Here is a 19,791-nt window from a genome sequence, read left to right as displayed (position 1 = left end):
GCGGGCCTCAGTGCGGGCGGCGAGCGCGGACGAAATAGCCGAGATACCAGAGCAGCGCCGGCACTTCCCGGGCGAACGACCAGAGGCGCCGCACCAGACGCGTCTCGTGCCCGAGCGGCGGACAGCGCATCTGCGCATGCAGTCCATAGGCGCGGAAGGCAAGCCAGGTGCGGGGCGCGTGGTAGCGATCGGTGACCACGATCATCCCCTGCTGCCGGTCGATCGCGGAGCGGGCCACGAAGGCCGCCGTCTCGATCGTCGTCCGCGCGGCGGTGTCGAGCAGCAGCGCCCCTGCGGGAATGCCCATGGCGGTCGCGATCTCCGCCATCACCTCGGCCTCTGCCGGCGGATGGCGCCCGATCCCCCCGCTCAGCACCAGACGTGCGTGCCCGCCCTCCAGGAACAGGGTGCAGGCGAAGCCGGTGCGGCGGCGGAGCGTGGGGCTGGGCACGCCGCCGGGCCATACCGCGGCGCCCAGCACGATGATCGGCGCCGCCGTCACCGCGCCGTTTTCTCGGCCTCGCTGATCCCCTGGATGTTGGCCTTTTCCACCGCGCTCAGCGTCACCAGCCGGTTGTCCGCGACCGGGCGGTACCAGCTTCGCGCGTTGAAATAGGCCTGCAGCTCGGGCGCGCTGAACCGCCAGCCATGACGCGCATAGATTTCGTTGCGGGCGACACGGAGCTGCGCCGCGGAGAGCAGCCCCAGCGCATTCGGCGACATGCGCACCGTCGACGAGGCCGGCAGGATATAGTCGTCTGCGCCCGTAGCGGGCGTTGGCAGTGCATCCTGGCGCGGTCTTGCCGGCGCGGCGGGACCGGATGCAGCGGGTTGAGGGTCCGCGCCCGCGGTCGCCGCGCTCGGCGAAGCCGCGTGGGCAGGTGCGATCGTCGCACCGCCCGATAGCTGCAACGCCGGCACGAATTGCCGGACCGCCGCCGTGAGTCCCGATACGGCGAGTACCAAGGCGGTGACGCTCGCCACCAGCTTCGCCATCCGTTCCAGCGTGCTGCTCTTCTCCTCTGTCGGCATCATCATCCCCCGGCCGTGTTGACGGGAGCATAGCGCAACTTGACCGCTGTTGCACCAATCTTGTGGAGGCCGGCAGATCGACTGACCAAGGTCTTGTATCAACTGTGGTTCCTCTTGCCTGCGAAGGACGTGCCGTGGTTGCGGCGGCGCTTGACACCCCTTGCGCAAGCGGCGAACCGGGACGCTCTGCCCTCGGACCGGAGGTGTCCCACCATGCCGACCCTTCAGATGCGTGCCCGGCGCACCTTGATTCTCGTCCTCGCGGTCCTTTGCGTGCTGCCGGCGCATGCTGCCCCCCGGCCGCCGCTCGTGCTCGCCGCCGCCAGCCTCCAGGAATCGATGAACGCCGCGGCCGATGCCTGGGCGCGGCTTGGGCATCCGCGTCCGATTTTGTCCTTCGCAGCCTCCTCGGCGCTGGCGCGGCAGATCCAGTCGGGCGCGCCGGCGGACCTGTTCGTCTCGGCCGACGAACCATGGATGGCGGCGGTCGACAAGGCGGGCAGGCTGGCGCCCGGCAGCCGCACGGTGTTCCTCGGCAACCGGCTGGTGCTGGCCGCCGCCGCCGGGGACCGCCGCGCCGTTGCGCTCGATCGCGCCGGCCCGTTGCTCGCAGCGCTCGGCCCGGCACGGCTGGCAATGGCGGATCCCGATGCGGTGCCGGCGGGGCTCTACGGCAAGGCGGCGCTGCAGAAGATCGGCGCCTGGGACCGGCTCGCGCCCCGAATCGTGCGCGCCGAGAATGTCCGTGCGGCGCTGGCGCTGGTCGAACGCGGCGCGGCGCCGTTCGGCATCGTCTATGCCACCGACGTGCGCGCCTCCCCGCGGGTGCGCATCGCCGGCGTCTTCCCCGCCGCCAGCCACCCGCCGATCCGCTACCCTGTGGCGCGGCTCAAGGCCTCCACCAGCGCGGAGGCAGAGCCGTTCCGCCGTTTCCTGATCAGCGCCCGTGGCAAGGCGATCTTCGCCCGCTACGGCTTCACCCCGCTGTGAGCGCATGCTGGTGCTGAGCGCCGAGGAATGGGGGATCGTGTTCCTGTCGATCAAGGTCGGCGGGATCGCGGTGCTGGCGGTGCTGCCGCTCGCCTTTGCGCTCGCCTGGCTGCTTGCCCGTGGCCGCTTTCCGGGCAAGCTGCTGCTCGACGCGCTGGTGCATCTGCCGCTGGTGGTGCCGCCGGTGGTGACCGGGTGGATGCTGCTGCTCGCCTTCGCCCCCGCCGGGCCGGTCGGCGGCCTGCTCGAGCGCTGGTTCGGCACCACCGTGCTGTTCCGCTGGAGCGGCGCGGCCATCGCCTCCGCGGTGATGGCGCTGCCGCTGATGGTGCGCGCGATCCGGCTCTCGCTCGAGACGGTCGATCGCAGGCTGGAACAGGCGGCGCGCAGCTTGGGCGCAGGACCGTGGCGCAGCTTCGCCACCGTCACGCTGCCGCTGGCGCTGCCGGGCGTGCTGGCGGGGCTGGTGCTCGGCTTCGCCCGCGCGCTCGGCGAGTTCGGCGCGACAATCACCTTTGTCTCCAACGTGCCGGGGGAGACGCAGACGCTGCCGCTCGCCATCTATTCGGCGTTGCAGATACCGGGCGGGGAAGGGCAGGTGCTGCGGCTCTCGGCGCTGTCGATCGCGATCGCCTTCGCGGCATTGCTGGGGTCGGAGCTGGTCGCGCGGCGGGCCGGGCGGGGCAGCCATGTCCTTTGACATCGACGTGACCCGCACGCTGGGCGATACCGAGATCGCCTGCCGGATCGAACCCGGCGCGGGCGTGACGGTGCTGTTCGGCCCCTCGGGCGCGGGCAAGAGCAGCGTGTTGAACATGGTGGCCGGGCTGCTGCGGCCGGACAGCGGCCATATCCGCGTGGGCGGCCGGACGCTGTTCGACGCCGCCGTGGCCATCGACCTGCCGCCCGAGGCGCGCCGCGCCGGCTATGTCTTTCAGGAACCCCGGCTGTTCCCCCATCTGCGGGTGCGCGCGAACCTGCTCTACGGCCGCCGCAAGCAGGGGACGGCGGATGTCGACGGCGTGATCGGCCTGCTCGGCATCGCGCATCTGCTCGAACGCTGGCCGCGCACGCTGTCGGGCGGCGAAGCCAAGCGCGTGGCCATCGGACGTGCGCTGCTGGCCGACCCTGCATTCCTGCTGCTCGACGAGCCGCTCGCCTCGCTGGATCGCGCGCGCCGCGAAGAAATTCTCGGTCTGCTCGAGCGCTTGCGCGACGGCGTGGGTTTGCCGATCCTGCTCGTCACCCATGATCGCGCCGAGGCGGAGCGGCTGGGCGATCGGATTGTCGCCTTTGGTTGAGAGGAAGCCTGCATGCTGCCCACAGTGCGTCGCCGTTCGGTACTGGCGGGTTCGGTCGCGCTAGCCGGCACAGCGCTCGTCCCGGTGGCCCGGGCGGCACAGGCGCCGCGCGCGCGGCTGATCCTGGACAATGATTATTCGGGCGATCCGGACGGGCTGTTCCAGCTCGCGCACCATCTCCTGTCCCCCTCGGTCACCATATCGCTGATCCTGGGGTCGCACATCCACCCGAACGATTTCATGGACCGATCGACTCGGCAGGCCGATCATGCCGCCACGATCGCCGGCGAGCTTGCCGCGCTTCTGGGGGTGACGCCGCCGCCCATTCTTGCCGGGCGCAACAGCGCTCCGCCGCCCGGCACACCGCCCGAGCCGACGCCCGCCGTCACGCGCATCATTGCCGAGGCGCGGCGCAGCGATAGCCGGCTGCCGCTCTATTACTGCGCCGGGGCGGGTCTGACCGATCTGGCGGAGGCGCTGCGCCTCGCACCCGATATCGGGCGGCGCATCACGCTGGTGTGGATCGGCGGGATGGAATGGCCGGATTTGCTCCTCGGCGTGCCGCCGCGGACGGATGCCGAATATAACCTGACGATCGACAGCGCTGCGGTGGAGACGCTGTTCAACGCGAGCGACGTGACGATCTGGCAGGTGCCGCGCAACGTCTATCGCCAGCTCACCATCGGCATGGCGGAGCTGGAGAATGCGCTGGCGCAGGCCGGGCGGGCGGGAGCGTTCCTGCTCGACGCGCTGCAGCAGGTGCGGGCGCGCTTCCCCGACCGTCTGGGCGAAACCTATATCCTGGGCGACAGCCCGCTGGTGACGCTCACCGCGCTGCAGACGCCCTACGAGCCCGACAGCGCCTCCAGCGACTATGTCGTCCGCCCGACGCCGAAGCTGGGGCCGGATGGGCGCTACCTGCCCGATCCGACAGGCCGCCCGATGCGGGTCTATCGCACCATCGACACGCGCCTGACCTTCACCGATCTGTTCGCCAAGCTGCGCGCCGCGGCCCACACCTAGACCCAGGCGCCTTCCATGTCGGCGGTCTCGCTGGCGGCGGGCATCGCCCGGGCGGCGGGCGCGCGGCGCGCCGCCGGAATGGGCACGGGCGCTGCGCGCATGCCTTCGGCCTCCAGGCGGAACTGGCTCGCGCGCTCGGCCAGATCGGCGACTTCGCTCATCAGGTTGCGGGCGGCGGCCGAGGTCTGCTCCACCATGGCGGCGTTTTGCTGCGTCGTCTGGTCCATCGTGCGGATGGTTTCGTTGAGCCGCGAAATCGCCGCGGACTGGACCCGGTTATCCTCGGCCACCTGTGCCAGCAGCTGGTGCACCGACTGGGCGTTGTCCGAAATGGAGTCGAAGGCGCCGTCGACATCCTCGACCGCCGACACCGCCGATCCGATTTCGACCTGGGTGACGGTCAGCTGATCGCGCGCGCGTCCGGCTTCCTCTTCCGCGCGCATCGCCAGCGCCGAGACCAGGTCGGCGACCACCGCGAAGCCGCGGCCCGCCTCGCCCGCACGGCCGGCCTCGACCGCGGCGTTCATCGCGAGCACCCGGGTCTGGAAGGCGATCTTGTCGAGACCCTCGATCACGGCGTCGATGCCCTTGGCGCTTTCGGAAACGCGGCTCATTGCGCCCACCGCGTTGCTGACGCGACCGCGGCCGGCGGTGACGGCTTCCATCGTCTGGTTGGCGCGGGCCACCGTGCCCGCAGCGGCCTCGACCGAGGTTTTCAGCCGGCCGTCGATCTCGCCGACGACATGCGCGGTGGTCTCGAGGCTGGCGGCATTGGCCTCCGTGCGGCGCGCCAGATCCTCGGATGCGTCGGCGATCTCGCTGGATCCCTGGCGCAGGTTGGTCGCGCCGTTGCGCACCGAACCGATCAGCCCGCGCAGGCTGCCCATGGCGGCATTGAAGTCGCGCTTCAGCCGCTCGAACGGTCCGGAAAGGTCCGCGTCGATCGTGGCGCTGAGGTCGCCCTCCGCCAGCCGCTGCAACCCGCTGCCCACGGTCTGGACGATGATCTCGGTGGTCGCGTTCTTTTCGGCTTCGGCATGGGCGACATGCTCGTTGAACTTGTCGATCGCCCGCGCGAGCTCGCCCAGCTCGTCGGCGCGCTGGATTTCGGGAATGGCCGCGCCGGCGCCGGGCTGCAGTGCCTTCACCGTATCGGCCAGGCCGGCGAGCGGCGCGACCAGCGTGCTGCGAACCTTGCGCGCCAGGAACAGCGCCCCGCCGATGGCCAGGGCGAGCGTCGCCGTCAACAGGCCGATGGCGATCAGGCCCAGCGTGGCGCCGCTGCGAGCGGTGCTTTCCGAAAGATGCTCGATGGCGTCGGACGCCTTGCTCATCGAATCTTCGAGCGCGGAAAACTGCGTCATGAAGTCGGGGAGCTGCCGCTTGGCAGCGGTCGGGTTGGATCCGGCGAGGTCGACGATCTTGCGCGCGGCGTCGGCATAGGCGGTCATCGGCGCGGCGATGGTCGCCGCGGCAGCCTCTACCTCGGCATCGCCCTTGAAGGCGGAATCCTCCGCGATCGCCTTGCGCAGCGTGTCGAGATGCTCGGTCAGGTCCTTCTGCGCGTCGTCCAGGCGAAGCTGCATCGCCGGATCGGCGGACGCGAGCGCGCCCAGCACGTCGCTGCGCACGGCATCGTGCATCATGTCCGCTTCCATATGGTTGCGCAGCAGCGCCGCCGATTGCGCCTGGCGGTCCAGCGCCCCGGACAGCTGCCATGCCGAGACGATGCCGGTGCCGCCGCAAACGGCGAAAAGACCGATGATGACGTTGGTTAGCGTACGACTTGCTTGGGAAATGGACGACAAGACGGCTCTCCTAGCCTTCAGTTTCCCCCAGGGTTCACGCAGCCGATCCATAGAATTTATAGCAAAGAATCCGTTTGGCGCGCGCGTTGACCTAAAAATATGGTCGAGGGGTAGAAGGATGCTTTGCTATGCAGCGAGTTCTACTTGCCCTGACATTTGCGCTTGCAGTCGTGCGCCCGGCCTTTGCGCAGGCGCCCGTCAGCGTGCACGTCGTGGAAAAGATCGACATCGTGTCGGCGGTGCGCGGCGGCGAGGATCGCCGGGCACGCGTGCTCGACAATCTCGACATTCTGGGTGACGCCGATCTGGAGCGGCTGGTCGGCTGGCAGGGCGCCAGCGCGCATGTGCATGTGCTGAACAATCTCGGCGCGTCGCCCAACAACCAGATCGGCACGCTGCAGGGCATCGACAATATCGAGGTGGCGGGCCACCGGCTGCACGTGTTCGAGGCCTGGGTGCAGCAGCAGTTCGGCGAGCGCACCAGCGTGCGGGCCGGGCTGTACGATCTCAACAGCGAATTCTATGTGAACGGCGCCGCCGGCGAGCTGATCGCGCCGGCATTCGGCGTCGGGTCGGAACTATCGGCGACCGGCGTGAACGGCCCGTCGATCTTTCCCTCCACCGCGCTGAGCATCCGCGTCGAACAGCGACTGGGCAAGGCGGGCTATGTACGCGCGGCACTGCTCAACGCGACCGCGGGCTGCCCGGGCGAACCGAACGGCGTCGATTTCCGCTTCGACAACGGGCTGCTCGGGATCGGGGAGATCGGCATCGAGCGTTCGGGACTGAAGCTGGCCGCAGGCTATTGGCGCTATACCAAGCCGCAGGAGGACTTCACCGAAACCGATGCGGATGGCGTTCCGCTGCGCCGGCATGCGCAGGGCGCCTATGTGGTGGCGGAACTGCGGGTGGCCGGCAGCGACGATCTGCGGTCGCTCACCCTGTTCGCACGCGCCGGTGTTTCCGAAGGCAAGACCACACCCTATACCGGCGGCTGGCAGGCCGGGGCGTTCGTCGAGCGGCTGATCCCCGGCCGACCGGATTCGACGCTGTCGCTGGGCCTGAACCAGGGCCTCACGACCAAGGGCTACCGCGCCGCGCTGATGGCGGACGGCCTGCCGCCGGCGCGGGCCGAGACCGCGCTGGAACTCGCCTATTCGGACAAGCTGGCGCCGTGGCTGTCGATCAAGCCCGATCTGCAGCTGATCTTCGATAGCGGCAGCGTGGACAGGACGCCGACGGTGGTGGTCGCCGCGCTGCGGACGACACTGTCCTTCTGAGCCCCGGGGCGCGGCGCGGGCTATCCCGCCAGCGCCTCGGAGGTTTCGTAGAAGCGCCAGCTTTCGCTGTCCGATGCCTTCGCCGTGCCCAGTGCGCGTTCGGCGCGGTCCAGCAGGGTCTCGGCCGCCATGTCCTCCCCTTGCTGCAGGGCAAGGCCCATTCGCGCTCGCAACCAGTGCCGCTGGCCCAGGGCTTCGACCGGTGCCTCGATCGCGACGCAGATGCGGCGGGCGATCGCCTCGGCCGCGATCGCGCCGTCCACTTCCGGGAGCAGCACCAGGAAGCGTTCGCCCGCGACGCGTGCGACCAGATCGGTGACGCGCACCGACGCCTCCAGCCGCCGGGCGACGCATCTGAGCAGCGCGTCCGCGCCGGCACGTCCCAGCCGCGCGGTGAGGCACGGAAAGTCGTCGATCTCCAGCATCAGCACCGCGATCTGGGTGCCCGCCGCCAGCGGCTCGCCGAGCAGCAGCGCGAGATGTGCCTCGGCGGCGCGGCGATGCCCGAGGCCGGTGAGCGGATCGTGCTGGCCCAGCAGTTCGGCCCGTGCCTCGGCCGCGCGCAGGCGGACGCGCGCATTGTGGCGATGCAACAGCGCCCAGCCGGCCGCGAGCGGCAGGGCGGCGCCCCAGAGCAGCCATTCGCCGCTCTCGATGCGCTGGGGATGGGCGGTGCCGCCATGCAGCAGGTCGAGCGCGTGCGCGCCATAGAGACCGCCCGCGGCAAGCAACGCCGGGAGGGCGAGCGCGGGCATGTCGAACCGATAGGGCCGTAGCGTCATGTCTGTCTTATAGACTGGCGCCGAAACGACCGGGGTGGGGGGCCGGGCGCGCCCACGAAAAAGCCGCCGCCCGGCAGTCCGGACGGCGGCTCTGTTCGTGTCACGCTCGGTCAGGCGGCAAGCCCCCGAACGGGGCGGATCACTCCGCCTCGTTCAGATACTCGCCGGCATCCGCGTCGGTGCCGTGGCCCGAGGGCGCCACCTGCGCCAGGGGATCATCCCCGGTGCCGGCCGCATCGCGCGGGCTGCGGGCCAGTTCCGCCGCATGCTCTTCCTTCGCGCTCGCCGGAGCGATGAGCGAGGCTTCCTGCATCTTGCGCTGGGCGACGCGGAGCGCCGCATCGCGCGAGGTGGCAGCGACCCGCAGGCGACCCATGCCCGCACCGGTACCGGCGGGGATCAGGCGGCCGACGATCACATTCTCCTTCAGGCCGAGCAGCGTGTCCTTCTTGCCCTGCACCGCGGCTTCGGTGAGCACGCGGGTGGTCTCCTGGAACGACGCGGCCGAGATGAAGCTGCGGGTCTGCAGCGACGCCTTGGTGATGCCGAGCAGGATCGGCTTGCCCATCGCGGGCTGCTGGCCCGGCTGGAGCTTCTCGTTATGCTCGTCCATCTCGTCGCGATCGACCTGTTCGCCCGCCAGCAGCGTGGTGTCGCCGCCGTCGGTGATCTCGACCTTCTGCAGCATCTGGCGAACGATCACCTCGATGTGCTTGTCGTTGATCTTCACGCCCTGCAGTCGATAGACTTCCTGGATTTCGCTGACCAGATATTCGGCCAGAGGCTCGATGCCGAGCACTTCCAGAATGTCGTGCGGATCCGGCGAACCGCCGATCAGGTTGTCGCCACGCTTGACGTAGTCGCCTTCCTGAACGTCGATCACCTTCGACTTCGGGACCAGATACTCCACGACCTCGCCGCCGTCCTCCGGCTGGATGCCGATCTTGCGCTTGGCCTTATAGTCCTTGCCGAACACCACGCGGCCCGAGACCTTCGCGATGATGGCATTTTCCTTGGGCTTGCGCGCTTCGAACAGCTCGGCGACGCGCGGCAGACCGCCGGTGATGTCGCGGGTCTTGGCGGACTCGCGCGCCACACGAGCGAGAACGTCACCGCCCTGCACCGTGGCACCATCCTCGACCGAGATCACCGCGCCCGGCGCCAGCATGTAGCGGGCGGCTTCGGCGGCATTCTCGCCGGTGAGGGTCATGCGAGGACGCAGGTCCTCCTTCTTGCCCGCACCGCGGAATTCGGTGACGACGCGCTGGGCGATACCCGTCGCTTCGTCGACCTGCTCCGTCATGGTCTTGCCTTCGATGATGTCCTGATACTTCACGACACCACCGGTTTCGGTGATCACCGGCATGGTGAACGGATCCCACTCGGCCATGCGATCGCCGGCGCTGACCAGATGGCCGTCGTCGAACATCACATAGGCGCCGTACGGGATCTTGTGCACGGCCAGCTCGCGGCCATCCATGTCCATGATCGCGATCTCGCCCGAGCGGCTGAGCACCACGCGACGGCCGCGCTGATCCTCGATCAGGCGCAGGTCGCGGAACTCGGCCTTGCCGTCCACCGGGGCTTCCAGGTTCGACTGCTCGTTGAGCTGTGCCGCACCGCCGATGTGGAAGGTACGCATGGTCAGCTGCGTGCCCGGCTCGCCGATCGACTGCGCCGCGATGACGCCCACCGCTTCGCCGATGTTCACCGGGGTACCGCGGGCGAGGTCACGCCCGTAGCACTTGGCGCACACGCCGAGCTTGGCCTCGCAGACCAGCGGCGAACGGATCTTCACCGCCGGCGTGCTGAGCGCCTCGATCTGCGCGATCATCGGCTCGTCGAGCAGGGTGCCGATCGGGATCACGACCTGGTTGGTCTTCGGATCGACGATGTCCTCGGCCGTGGTGCGGCCCAGGATGCGCTCGCCGAGCGAGGCGATCACCGAACCGCCCTGCACGATCGCCTTCATCTCCAGCGCGCGCTCGGTGCCGCAATCGTCCTCGAGGACGACGCAGTCCTGCGACACGTCGACCAGACGACGGGTGAGGTAGCCCGAGTTCGCGGTCTTGAGCGCGGTGTCCGCGAGGCCCTTACGAGCACCGTGGGTCGAGTTGAAGTATTCAAGGACGGTCAGACCTTCCTTGAAGTTCGAGATGATCGGCGTTTCGATGATCTCGCCCGACGGCTTGGCCATCAGGCCGCGCATGCCGGCGAGCTGCTTGATCTGCGCCGCCGAACCACGGGCGCCCGAGTGCGCCATGATGTAGATGGCGTTGTCGGGCTTCTGGCGGCCGGTCTCGGGGTCCTTCTTAACCGCCTTGATCTCGTCCATCATCGCTGCGGCCACCTGGTCACCGCAACGGCTCCAGGCGTCGATCACCTTGTTGTACTTCTCCTGCTGCGTGATCAGGCCGTCCTGATACTGCTGCTCGAAGTCCTTCACCAGCGCCTTGGTCTCGTCGACCAGACCCACCTTGGCGTCCGGAATGATCATGTCGTCCTTGCCGAACGAGATGCCGGCCTTGAACGCGTGGCGGAAGCCCAGCGACATGATCGCGTCGGCGAACAGCACGGTCTCCTTCTGGCCGGTGTGACGATAGACCTCGTCGATCACGTCGCCCACGTCCTTCTTGGTGAGCAGGCGGTTGACGACGTCGAACGGCACCTTGTGGCTGTGCGGCAGGCACTCGCCGAGCAGCATGCGGCCCGGGGTGGTCTGGTAGCGCTTGAGGTACTGCTTGCCGTTCTCGTCGGTCTGCGGAACGCGGCTGGTGATCTTCGAGTGCAGCGTCACCGCGCCGGCGTTGAGGGCCTGGTGGACCTCCGCCATGTCGGCCAGCAGCATGCCTTCGCCCGGCTCGCCTTCCTTCTCCATGGTGATGTAATAGAGACCCAGCACCATGTCCTGCGACGGCACGATGATCGGCTTGCCGTTGGCGGGGCTCAGGATGTTGTTGGTCGACATCATCAGGACGCGCGCTTCCAGCTGGGCCTCGAGGCTCAGGGGAACGTGGACGGCCATCTGGTCACCGTCGAAGTCGGCGTTGAACGCCGAGCAGACCAGCGGGTGGAGCTGGATCGCCTTGCCTTCGATCAGCACCGGCTCGAACGCCTGGATGCCCAGACGGTGGAGCGTCGGCGCGCGGTTGAGGAGAACCGGGTGCTCGCGGATCACTTCGTCCAGGATGTCCCAGACTTCCTTGCGCTCCTTCTCGACCCACTTCTTCGCCTGCTTCAGGGTCATGGACAGACCCTTGGCGTCGAGACGGGCGTAGATGAACGGCTTGAACAGCTCGAGCGCCATCTTCTTCGGCAGGCCGCACTGGTGCAGCTTGAGTTCCGGACCGGTCACGATGACCGAACGGCCCGAATAGTCGACGCGCTTGCCGAGCAGGTTCTGACGGAAGCGGCCCTGCTTGCCCTTGAGCATGTCGGACAGCGACTTGAGCGGACGCTTGTTCGCACCGGTGATGGTGCGGCCGCGGCGGCCGTTGTCGAACAGCGCGTCGACGGCTTCCTGCAGCATGCGCTTTTCGTTGCGGACGATGATGTCCGGCGCGCGCAGCTCCATCAGGCGCTTGAGGCGGTTGTTACGGTTGATCACGCGGCGATACAGATCGTTCAGATCCGAGGTCGCGAAGCGGCCGCCGTCCAGCGGCACCAGCGGGCGCAGTTCGGGCGGGATCACCGGCACGACGTCCAGGATCATCCATTCCGGGCGGTTGCCGGAATCGATGAAGCTCTCGACGACCTTGAGGCGCTTGATGATCTTCTTGGGCTTCAGCTCCGACTTGGTCGTCGCCAGCTCTTCCAGAAGCTCCTTGCGCTCGCCCTCGAGGTCGAGATCCATGAGCATGATCTTGACCGCTTCCGCGCCGATGCCGGCGGAGAAGGCGTCCTCGCCATACTCATCCTGCGCGTCGAGCAGCTCGTCCTCGGTGAGGAGCTGAAACTTCTCGAGCGGGGTGAGGCCCGGCTCGGTGACGATGTAGCTCTCGAAGTAGAGCACGCGCTCGAGCTGCTTGAGCTGCATGTCGAGCAGCAGGCCGATGCGGCTCGGCAGCGACTTCAGGAACCAGATGTGGGCAACCGGGGCAGCCAGCTCGATATGGCCCATGCGCTCGCGGCGGACCTTCGAGACGGTCACTTCCACGCCGCACTTTTCGCAGACGATGCCCTTGTACTTCATGCGCTTGTACTTGCCGCACAGGCATTCGTAATCCTTGATCGGACCGAAGATGCGCGCGCAGAACAGGCCGTCACGCTCGGGCTTGAACGTGCGATAGTTGATCGTCTCGGGCTTCTTGATCTCGCCGAACGACCAGCTGCGGATACGGTCCGGCGAGGCGATCCCGATCTGGATCTGGTCGAAGGTTTCCGGCTTGGCGAGCGGGTTCGCGAAGTTGGTAAGTTCGTTCATTTTTCAATCCCTCTAGGGGTGAATTTCTCAAGCGGTGCGAGCGAATAGGCGAGAGAGCAGCTTGCCAAGGAGGATGCCGGCGAAGGTCAATACGCCGAACTTCAAACCTACCTCGACGGAGCTCGCCGGACTCCACATCAGCAACACTGCTACCGTGGCAGCAGTCGTGATCGCGATGGGGCTTAACCGGCGAACTCCAAGCACAGCTCTCTCCCTTTTACTCCGCTGCCTCGGCCAGACCGTCGTCTTCTTCCTGGCTCTTCAGCTCGACGTTGAGGCCCAGCGAGCGCATTTCCTTGACGAGCACGTTGAAGCTCTCCGGAATGCCGGCCTCGAAGGTGTCGTCGCCCTTGACGATCGCTTCGTAGACCTTGGTGCGGCCGACCACGTCGTCCGACTTCACCGTCAGCATTTCCTGGAGCGTATACGCCGCGCCGTACGCCTGGAGCGCCCACACTTCCATTTCACCGAAGCGCTGGCCGCCGAACTGCGCCTTACCGCCCAGCGGCTGCTGGGTGACGAGGCTGTACGGCCCGATCGAACGCGCGTGGATCTTGTCGTCGACCAGGTGGTGCAGCTTGAGCACATACTTGTACCCCACCGTCACCTTGCGATCGAACGCCTCGCCCGTGCGGCCGTCGAACAGCGTCACCTGGCCGGATTCGTCCAGGCCCGCCATCCGCAGCATCGCCGAAACGTCGGCTTCCACCGCGCCGTCGAAGACCGGGGTGGCCATCGGCACGCCCGAGCGGACGTTCTGCGCCAGGTCGACCAGCTGCTCGGTCGAGCGCTGGTTCAGCTCGGCCTTGTAGTTATCGCCATAGACGGTGCCGAGCAGCTCCTTCACCGCTTCCGGCGCTTCGCCGGCCTGCGGGTTGGGGTTGGCTGCACGCCATGCATCGAGCGCATCGCCGATCTTCCGGCCCAGGCCGCGCGCGGCCCAGCCCAGATGGGTCTCGAAGATCTGCCCGACGTTCATGCGGCTCGGCACGCCCAGCGGGTTGAGCACGAAGTCGACCGGCGTACCGTCCTCGAGGAACGGCATGTCTTCCTGCGGCAGGATGCGGGAGATGATGCCCTTGTTGCCGTGGCGGCCGGCCATCTTGTCGCCCGGCTGCAGCTTGCGCTTCACCGCGACGAACACCTTGACCATCTTCAGCACGCCCGGCGGCAGCTCGTCGCCCCGCTCCAGCTTCTCGCGGCGGTCTTCGAACTTGTCCTTGATGCGCTTCACGGCCTCGTCATACTGGCCCTTCACCGCCTCCAGGTTGCCCTGCATGGCATCGTCCTGCACCGCGAACTTCCACCACTCGTGGCGGTCGACGCTGTCGAGCAGGTCCTCGTCGATCGTGACGCCCTTCTTCAGGCCCTTCGGCGCTGCGGTGGCGACCTGACCCAGCAGCATCTCGCGCAGACGCGACCAGGTCGCGCGGTTGAGGATGTTGCGTTCGTCATCGGCGTCCTTGCGCAGACGCTCGATTTCCTCGCGCTCGATCGCCAGGGCACGCTCGTCCTTGTCGATGCCGTGACGGTTGAACACGCGGACGTCGACGATCGTGCCCGACACGCCCGGCGGCAGACGCAGCGAGGTGTCGCGCACGTCGCTGGCCTTTTCGCCGAAGATGGCGCGGAGGAGCTTTTCTTCCGGCGTCATCGGGCTTTCGCCCTTGGGCGTGATCTTGCCGACCAGGATGTCGCCCGGCTCCACTTCGGCGCCAACGTACACGATGCCCGCCTCGTCGAGGTTGCGCAGCGCTTCCTCGCCGACGTTCGGGATGTCGCGGGTGATGTCCTCGGGCCCGAGCTTGGTGTCGCGGGCCGCGACCTCGAACTCATCGATGTGGATCGACGTGAACACGTCGTCCTTCACGATGCGCTCGTTGATCAGGATCGAGTCCTCGTAGTTGTAGCCGTTCCAGGGCATGAACGCGACGAGCACGTTGCGGCCCAGCGCCAGCTCGCCGAACTCGGTCGAGGGGCCGTCGGCGATCACGTCGCCGGCGTTGACCGTGTCGCCCACCTTCACCAGCGGACGCTGGTTGATGCAGGTCGACTGGTTCGAGCGCTGGAACTTCATCAGCGTGTAGATGTCGACGCCGCTCTCGCTGGCATCGACGTCACCCGTTGCGCGCACCACGATGCGGGTCGCGTCGACCTGGTCGACCACGCCCGAGCGCTTGGCGGCGATCGCGGCGCCGGAATCGCGGGCCACGGTCGCTTCCATGCCGGTGCCGACGAAGGGCGCTTCCGCCTTCACCAGCGGCACGGCCTGACGCTGCATGTTCGAGCCCATCAGTGCGCGGTTCGCGTCGTCCTTCTCGAGGAAGGGGATCAGCGAGGCCGCGACCGAGACGAGCTGCTTCGGCGACACGTCCATCAGCGTCACCTGATCGCGCAGCGCCATCAGGAATTCGCCGGCCTGGCGGGCCGAGACGAGGTCGTCGACAAAGCCGCCGCTCGCGTCGAGCTCGGCCGATGCCTGCGCGATCGTGTGCTTCTGCTCTTCCATCGCCGACAGATAGACGACCTCGTTGGTCACCTTGCCGTCGATGATCTTGCGGTACGGCGTCTCGATGAAGCCGTACTTGTTGACGCGGCTGAAGGTCGCGAGCGAGTTGATCAGACCGATGTTCGGGCCTTCCGGCGTTTCGATCGGGCAGATACGGCCATAGTGGGTCGGGTGAACGTCGCGGACTTCGAAGCCTGCGCGCTCACGGGTGAGACCGCCCGGCCCGAGCGCCGAGACGCGACGCTTGTGCGTCACTTCGGAGAGCGGGTTGGTCTGGTCCATGAACTGCGACAGCTGCGACGAACCGAAGAACTCGCGCACCGCGGCGACCGCGGGCTTGGCGTTGATCAGGTCGTTCGGCATCACCGTCGACACGTCGACCGACGACATGCGCTCCTTCACAGCGCGCTCCATGCGGAGCAGGCCGACGCGGTACTGGTTCTCGAGCAGCTCGCCCACCGAACGCACGCGGCGGTTGCCGAGATTGTCGATGTCGTCGACTTCGCCCTTGCCGTCCTTGAGGTTCACGAGCGTCTTGACGACCTCGAGGATGTCCTCGGTGCGCAGCGTGGTCACGGTGTCGGGCGTGTCGAGGCCCAGGCGCATGTTGAGCTTCACGCGGCCCACGGCCGAGAGGTCGTAGCGCTCCGGATCGAAGAACAGGCCGGCGAACAGCGATTCCGCGGTCTCGAGCGTCGGCGGTTCGCCGGGGCGCATGACGCGGTAGATGTCGGACAGGGCCTGCTGGCGCTCCTCGGCCTTGTCGACCTTGAGCGTGTTGCGGATCCACGGACCGGTGGCGATGTGATCGATGTCGAGCAGCTCGATCCGGTCGATGCCGGCCTTGTCGAGCTTTTCGAGATTCTCCGCCGAGACTTCGTCGCCGGCTTCGATGTAGATCTCGCCGGTCGCCTCGTTGATCAGGTCATAGGCGCTGTAGCGGCCGAAGATTTCCTCGGTGGGGATCAGCAGCGTCTCGAGACCGTCCTTCGCCGCCTTGTTGGCTGCGCGCGGGCTGATCTTCTGGCCGGCCGGGAACACGACCTCGCCCGACTTGGCGTCGACGATGTCGAACATCGGCTTCGAACCGCGCCAGTTTTCCACCTGGAAGGGGATCTGCCAGCCGTTCGGACCGCGCAGGAAGGTGACGCGGTTGTAGAAATAGTTGAGGATCTCTTCCGAGCTCAGCCCCAGCGCGTACAGCAGGCTGGTGACCGGCAGCTTGCGCTTGCGGTCGATACGGACGTTGACGATGTCCTTGGCGTCGAACTCGAAGTCCAGCCACGAACCGCGATACGGGATCACGCGCGCGGCGAAGAGATACTTGCCCGAAGCGTGCGTCTTGCCGCGGTCATGGTCGAACAGCACGCCCGGCGAACGGTGCATCTGGCTGACGATGACGCGCTCGGTGCCGTTGATGAAGAACGTGCCGTTCTCGGTCATGAGCGGCATGTCGCCCATGTACACGTCCTGCTCCTTGATATCGAGCACCGACCGGGCTTCCGTATCGGGATCGACCTCGAACACGATGAGGCGCAGCGTGACGCGCATCGGCGCCGCATAGGTGATGCCGCGCTGGCGGCACTCGTCCACGTCGAACTTCGGATCCTCGAGCTCGTAGGTCACGAAGTCGAGCTCGGCGGTGCCGGCGAAGTCGCGGATCGGGAACACGCTGCGGAGCGTCTTCTCGAGGCCGGAGACATAGCCGATCGAGGGGTCCGACCGCAGGAACTGTTCGTAGGATTCGCGCTGAACCTCGATCAGGTTCGGCATCTGCACCACTTCGTGGATGTCGCCGAACACCTTGCGGATGCGGCGCTTCAGCGTGCCGCCCTCGATTGCCTTGGTAGCCATAGGTGTGTGTTGCCTCGTCAGCCGTAAACTCGGTGCCCCTGTCCGGGAGCCAGGACGTGCAAATCGACGCCGAAAGGCCGCGCGACCCCCGATGCTCGGGATTCGGCAGCTCTACGGGCGTCTGACAAGCCGTTCCGTTCCATTCGTACGATGCACTGCGCGACGGCGCATCATGTCCCGAACGGAGGGCCAGAGCGGGGATATAGGGGGTAGAGCAGCGGATGTCAAAGGCAGCTGCCACGAACGGCGCGGCGAACGCGCGGTTGCGCTTCCCCTTGGTACAGGCCCAATTTGCACCAGCGAAACAAATTTGTCGCTTTCCCGCCGTGAAGCCTTAACAATTTCCTCCCAACGCGCCCTCCACACCAGGGAGGGAAACCATGAACAAGAAATCGGGTCTTTTCGTCGCGTTGCTCGCCACCGTTTCGGCGACCGCGGTGCATGCGCAGGATACGCAGCAGCAGGAAGCGCCGGGCGGCGACATCATCGTCACCGCGCAGAAGTTCGAGCAGAAGCTGCGTGACGTGCCGATCACCATCACCGCCGTCACCCAGGAAACGATGAAGCGCCTTGGCGTCGATGATCTCGACGAGGTCGCCGCCTATGTCCCCGGCCTCAACATCCAGGAGCAGAGTGCCAACAATCCCGGCATCGTGATCCGCGGCATCACGTCGGACAGCGGCTCGGCGCAACAGGCGGCGCGCGTCACGCTCTACTATAACGGCATCGACATCTCGCGGTCGCGGGGCGCCTATCAGGCGGTGTATGACGTCGACCGGATCGAAGTGGTGAAGGGGCCGCAGGCGACGCTGTTCGGCACCGCCTCCACCGTGGGTGCGGTCAGCATCGTCTCGGCCAAGCCCAAGCCGGGCGTCGAAGGCGAAGTGACCGCGGGCTACGGCAACTACAACGCCTATCTCGCGGGCGGCCATCTCAATGTCGGCAACGACGTGATCGCGGCGCGCATCGCCGGCGAGTGGAAGAAGCGCGACGGCTATGTGAAGAACCTGTCGACCACCCAGGGCGACCTCTATGCGCAGAACCAGCTCGGTCTGCGCGCGTCGGTGCGCTACACCCCGACCAGCGCGCTGACCGTCGACCTGGTCGGCACCTATGACCGCCAGCGCAACAGCGGCACGCCGTTCATCTCGAAGCGGTTCGCCACGTCGCAGGGGGCGGGCGATCCGTTCGGCGCTGCCAACCTGTCCGGCTCGCCGCTGTCGAAGCAGGTGCTGGGCAAGGACAAGCTCGGCCTGACCCGCGACGTGTATGACGTGAACCTCACCGCCCATTACGACCTTGGCGATGGCTGGAGCTTCACCACGGTCAACGGCTATCGCGCGTTCAATTCGCTGGAAGTGTTCGACGCGGACGGCTCGGCGGCGTGGTGGCTGGAATTCGCCGAGGGCGCCTATGGCTCGCAGATCAGCCATGAATCGCGCTTCGCCTATGTCGGCGATCATGTCCGCACCAGCTTCGGCTGGAACGTGTTCCACGAGAACAGCCGCCAGGAAGTGCCCTTCTCGACCGAGGAAGGCATCTACGTGCAGTGCGCCGCGAACGTGATCCCGGGCCTGGGCTGCGTCTCGTCGACCGGCGTGGTGACCGCGGCGCAGGCCACTTCGATCCTCACCCGCGGCGCGGCGACGCAGATCCCCTACAGCTCGATCTTCACCAACAAGGGTATCAACGACCAGTATTCGATGTTCGGCGAGGCGACCTGGATGCCCAGCCACAAGCTGGAGCTGACCGCCGGCATCCGTGCGCTGATCGAGCAGCGCAAGTCGGGCTATGTGTCGGTGGCGCCCAAGTCGGTGCTCACCGGTGCCGCGCTGATCCCGGGCCAGACCACCACCAAGGGCACGCTGTGGAGCCAGGACAGCTTCCAGGCCTTCCTGCCGCGCTTCAATGCGCTCTACCGGGTGAACGACGCGCTCAACCTGTACGCGACGATCTCCAAGGGCCGCCGCTCGCCGACGGTGAACCAGAGCGCGACCGCGTTCTCGGTGATCCCGGAAGAAACCGTGTGGAACTATGAAGGCGGCGCGAAGCTCGCGCGCGGCATGTTCAGCGGGTCGGTCGGCGTCTATTATCAGAAGTACCGCAACTTCCAGATCAGCCGCACCGTCACCGACGCGAACGATCCCTCGGGCCGGCCGGTCGGCTCCAGCATCACCGAGAGCGCCGGCACCGCCAGCAACCTCGGCTTCGAGGCCGAAGGGCAGCTGCGCCCGACCGACTGGCTGACGGTGTTCGGCAATGTCGGCTTCATCGACGGCGGCATCGACAACACCAAGGCCAACGGCATCTACGCCAACAACCGCTTCCGCCTGCAGCCGCGCACCCAGTGGGCCGCGGGCTTCACCGTGGATGCGCCCGTCGGCAACGGGGTGCGCGTCTTCGCCACGCCGAGCGTGACCTATCGCAGCAAGATCTTCTTCGAGATCCCCAACCGGGAAGCGATCTCGCAGACCAAGTACACGCTGGTCAATCTGAAGGCCGGTCTCAGCTTCGCCGAGGGCAAGTACGAGATCGCCGGCTATGTGCGGAATGCCTTCAACGAGCGCTATCTGCTCGATGCCGGCAACACCGGCGGCGGCTTCAACGACCCGACCTACATTCCGGGCGAGCCGCGCTTCTACGGGGTGCAGCTGACCGGCCGCTTCTGATCCTTTCGGAAGGGCGGGGCATGGCCTCGCCCTTCCTTCTGGTTCGCCCGTCGAAATGCACGGTCGGGCGCTTCCCATCACGGCAATGTGACACTATCACCCCAGACTTCGGTTCTCTGG

Annotated in this window: 12 protein-coding genes; 6 read left to right on the top strand and 6 right to left on the bottom strand. The window is 67.1% G+C overall.

Going from position 1 to position 19,791, the window contains the following annotated elements:
• Positions 1-7: 7 nt before the first annotated feature.
• Together OIM94_RS07105 and OIM94_RS07100 are read right to left on the bottom strand one after the other, a co-directional pair.
• Complete coding sequence (locus tag OIM94_RS07105; protein WP_264609373.1) at positions 8-502, bottom strand: YdcF family protein; 495 nt, start codon at positions 500-502, stop codon at positions 8-10.
• Positions 499-1,038 carry a YARHG domain-containing protein gene (locus OIM94_RS07100; protein WP_264609372.1) on the bottom strand — a complete coding sequence of 180 codons (540 nt, stop codon included), beginning with the start codon at positions 1,036-1,038 and terminating at the stop codon, positions 499-501. Before OIM94_RS07100 ends, OIM94_RS07105 begins: the two co-directional genes overlap by 4 nt.
• A 207-nt stretch (positions 1,039-1,245) precedes the next feature.
• On the opposite strand from OIM94_RS07100, the gene modA reads away from it, so the two are divergent.
• From modA to OIM94_RS07080, 4 genes are read left to right on the top strand one after another with little or no spacing between them, the layout of a single operon-like run.
• Positions 1,246-2,022 (top strand): molybdate ABC transporter substrate-binding protein, encoded by a 777-nt coding sequence (modA, locus tag OIM94_RS07095; RefSeq protein ID WP_264609371.1) that lies wholly within the window; start codon positions 1,246-1,248, stop codon positions 2,020-2,022.
• Positions 2,023-2,026: 4 nt separating this feature from the next.
• A complete protein-coding gene (modB, locus tag OIM94_RS07090; RefSeq protein ID WP_413716384.1) occupies positions 2,027-2,722 on the top strand; it encodes a molybdate ABC transporter permease subunit in 696 nt (231 codons plus the stop codon).
• Complete coding sequence (locus tag OIM94_RS07085) at positions 2,712-3,323, top strand: ATP-binding cassette domain-containing protein (protein WP_264609370.1); 612 nt, start codon at positions 2,712-2,714, stop codon at positions 3,321-3,323. The genes modB and OIM94_RS07085 overlap by 11 nt, the downstream gene beginning before the upstream one ends.
• A gap of 12 nt (positions 3,324-3,335) precedes the next feature.
• Positions 3,336-4,346, top strand: a complete 1,011-nt coding sequence (locus tag OIM94_RS07080; protein ID WP_264609369.1) for a nucleoside hydrolase — start codon at positions 3,336-3,338, stop codon at positions 4,344-4,346.
• On the opposite strand, the gene OIM94_RS07075 is transcribed toward OIM94_RS07080, so the two are convergent.
• The gene (locus tag OIM94_RS07075; protein ID WP_264609368.1) at positions 4,343-6,154 is read right to left on the bottom strand and encodes a methyl-accepting chemotaxis protein; all 1,812 of its coding nucleotides are present in this window, start codon (positions 6,152-6,154) and stop codon (positions 4,343-4,345) included. The genes OIM94_RS07080 and OIM94_RS07075 overlap by 4 nt on opposite strands.
• A 128-nt stretch (positions 6,155-6,282) precedes the next feature.
• Here OIM94_RS07075 and OIM94_RS07070 point away from each other — a divergent pair, with 128 nt between their 5' ends.
• Positions 6,283-7,434 carry a carbohydrate porin gene (locus OIM94_RS07070; protein WP_264609367.1) on the top strand — a complete coding sequence of 384 codons (1,152 nt, stop codon included), beginning with the start codon at positions 6,283-6,285 and terminating at the stop codon, positions 7,432-7,434.
• A gap of 20 nt (positions 7,435-7,454) precedes the next feature.
• Here the strand turns inward: OIM94_RS07070 and OIM94_RS07065 are convergent, their stop codons facing one another.
• The 3 genes from OIM94_RS07065 to rpoB all read right to left on the bottom strand — a co-directional run bounded on the left by OIM94_RS07065 (position 7,455) and on the right by rpoB (position 17,002).
• A complete protein-coding gene (locus tag OIM94_RS07065) occupies positions 7,455-8,216 on the bottom strand; it encodes a GGDEF domain-containing protein (RefSeq protein WP_264609366.1) in 762 nt (253 codons plus the stop codon).
• Between the two features lie 139 nt (positions 8,217-8,355).
• On the bottom strand, positions 8,356-12,639 hold the full coding sequence (gene rpoC / locus OIM94_RS07060) for a DNA-directed RNA polymerase subunit beta' (RefSeq protein WP_264609365.1): 4,284 nt from the start codon (positions 12,637-12,639) through the stop codon (positions 8,356-8,358).
• 217 nt (positions 12,640-12,856) lie between these two features.
• Positions 12,857-17,002 carry a DNA-directed RNA polymerase subunit beta gene (gene rpoB / locus OIM94_RS07055; protein ID WP_264609364.1) on the bottom strand — a complete coding sequence of 1,382 codons (4,146 nt, stop codon included), beginning with the start codon at positions 17,000-17,002 and terminating at the stop codon, positions 12,857-12,859.
• Between the two features lie 380 nt (positions 17,003-17,382).
• Between rpoB and OIM94_RS07050 the strand changes: the two genes are divergently transcribed.
• Complete coding sequence (locus OIM94_RS07050; protein ID WP_264609363.1) at positions 17,383-19,671, top strand: TonB-dependent receptor; 2,289 nt, start codon at positions 17,383-17,385, stop codon at positions 19,669-19,671.
• Positions 19,672-19,791 lie beyond the last annotated feature (120 nt).

The organism is Sphingomonas sp. R1 (assembly GCF_025960285.1).
Classification (GTDB): Bacteria; Pseudomonadota; Alphaproteobacteria; order Sphingomonadales; family Sphingomonadaceae; genus Sphingomonas.
This window is presented reverse-complemented; position numbering and strand designations above follow the sequence as displayed.

What these genes read in the sequence shown, in the direction of transcription:
- OIM94_RS07100 (WP_264609372.1), bottom strand. Translation starts at nt 1,038, where the DNA reads ATGATGATGCCGACAGAGGAGAAGAGCAGCACGCTGGAACGGATGGCG.
- modA (WP_264609371.1), top strand. Translation starts at nt 1,246, where the DNA reads ATGCCGACCCTTCAGATGCGTGCCCGGCGCACCTTGATTCTCGTCCTC.
- modB (WP_413716384.1), top strand. Translation starts at nt 2,027, where the DNA reads ATGCTGGTGCTGAGCGCCGAGGAATGGGGGATCGTGTTCCTGTCGATC.
- OIM94_RS07085 (WP_264609370.1), top strand. Translation starts at nt 2,712, where the DNA reads ATGTCCTTTGACATCGACGTGACCCGCACGCTGGGCGATACCGAGATC.
- OIM94_RS07080 (WP_264609369.1), top strand. Translation starts at nt 3,336, where the DNA reads ATGCTGCCCACAGTGCGTCGCCGTTCGGTACTGGCGGGTTCGGTCGCG.
- OIM94_RS07070 (WP_264609367.1), top strand. Translation starts at nt 6,283, where the DNA reads ATGCAGCGAGTTCTACTTGCCCTGACATTTGCGCTTGCAGTCGTGCGC.
- OIM94_RS07065 (WP_264609366.1), bottom strand. Translation starts at nt 8,216, where the DNA reads ATGACGCTACGGCCCTATCGGTTCGACATGCCCGCGCTCGCCCTCCCG.
- rpoC (WP_264609365.1), bottom strand. Translation starts at nt 12,639, where the DNA reads ATGAACGAACTTACCAACTTCGCGAACCCGCTCGCCAAGCCGGAAACC.
- rpoB (WP_264609364.1), bottom strand. Translation starts at nt 17,002, where the DNA reads ATGGCTACCAAGGCAATCGAGGGCGGCACGCTGAAGCGCCGCATCCGC.
- OIM94_RS07050 (WP_264609363.1), top strand. Translation starts at nt 17,383, where the DNA reads ATGAACAAGAAATCGGGTCTTTTCGTCGCGTTGCTCGCCACCGTTTCG.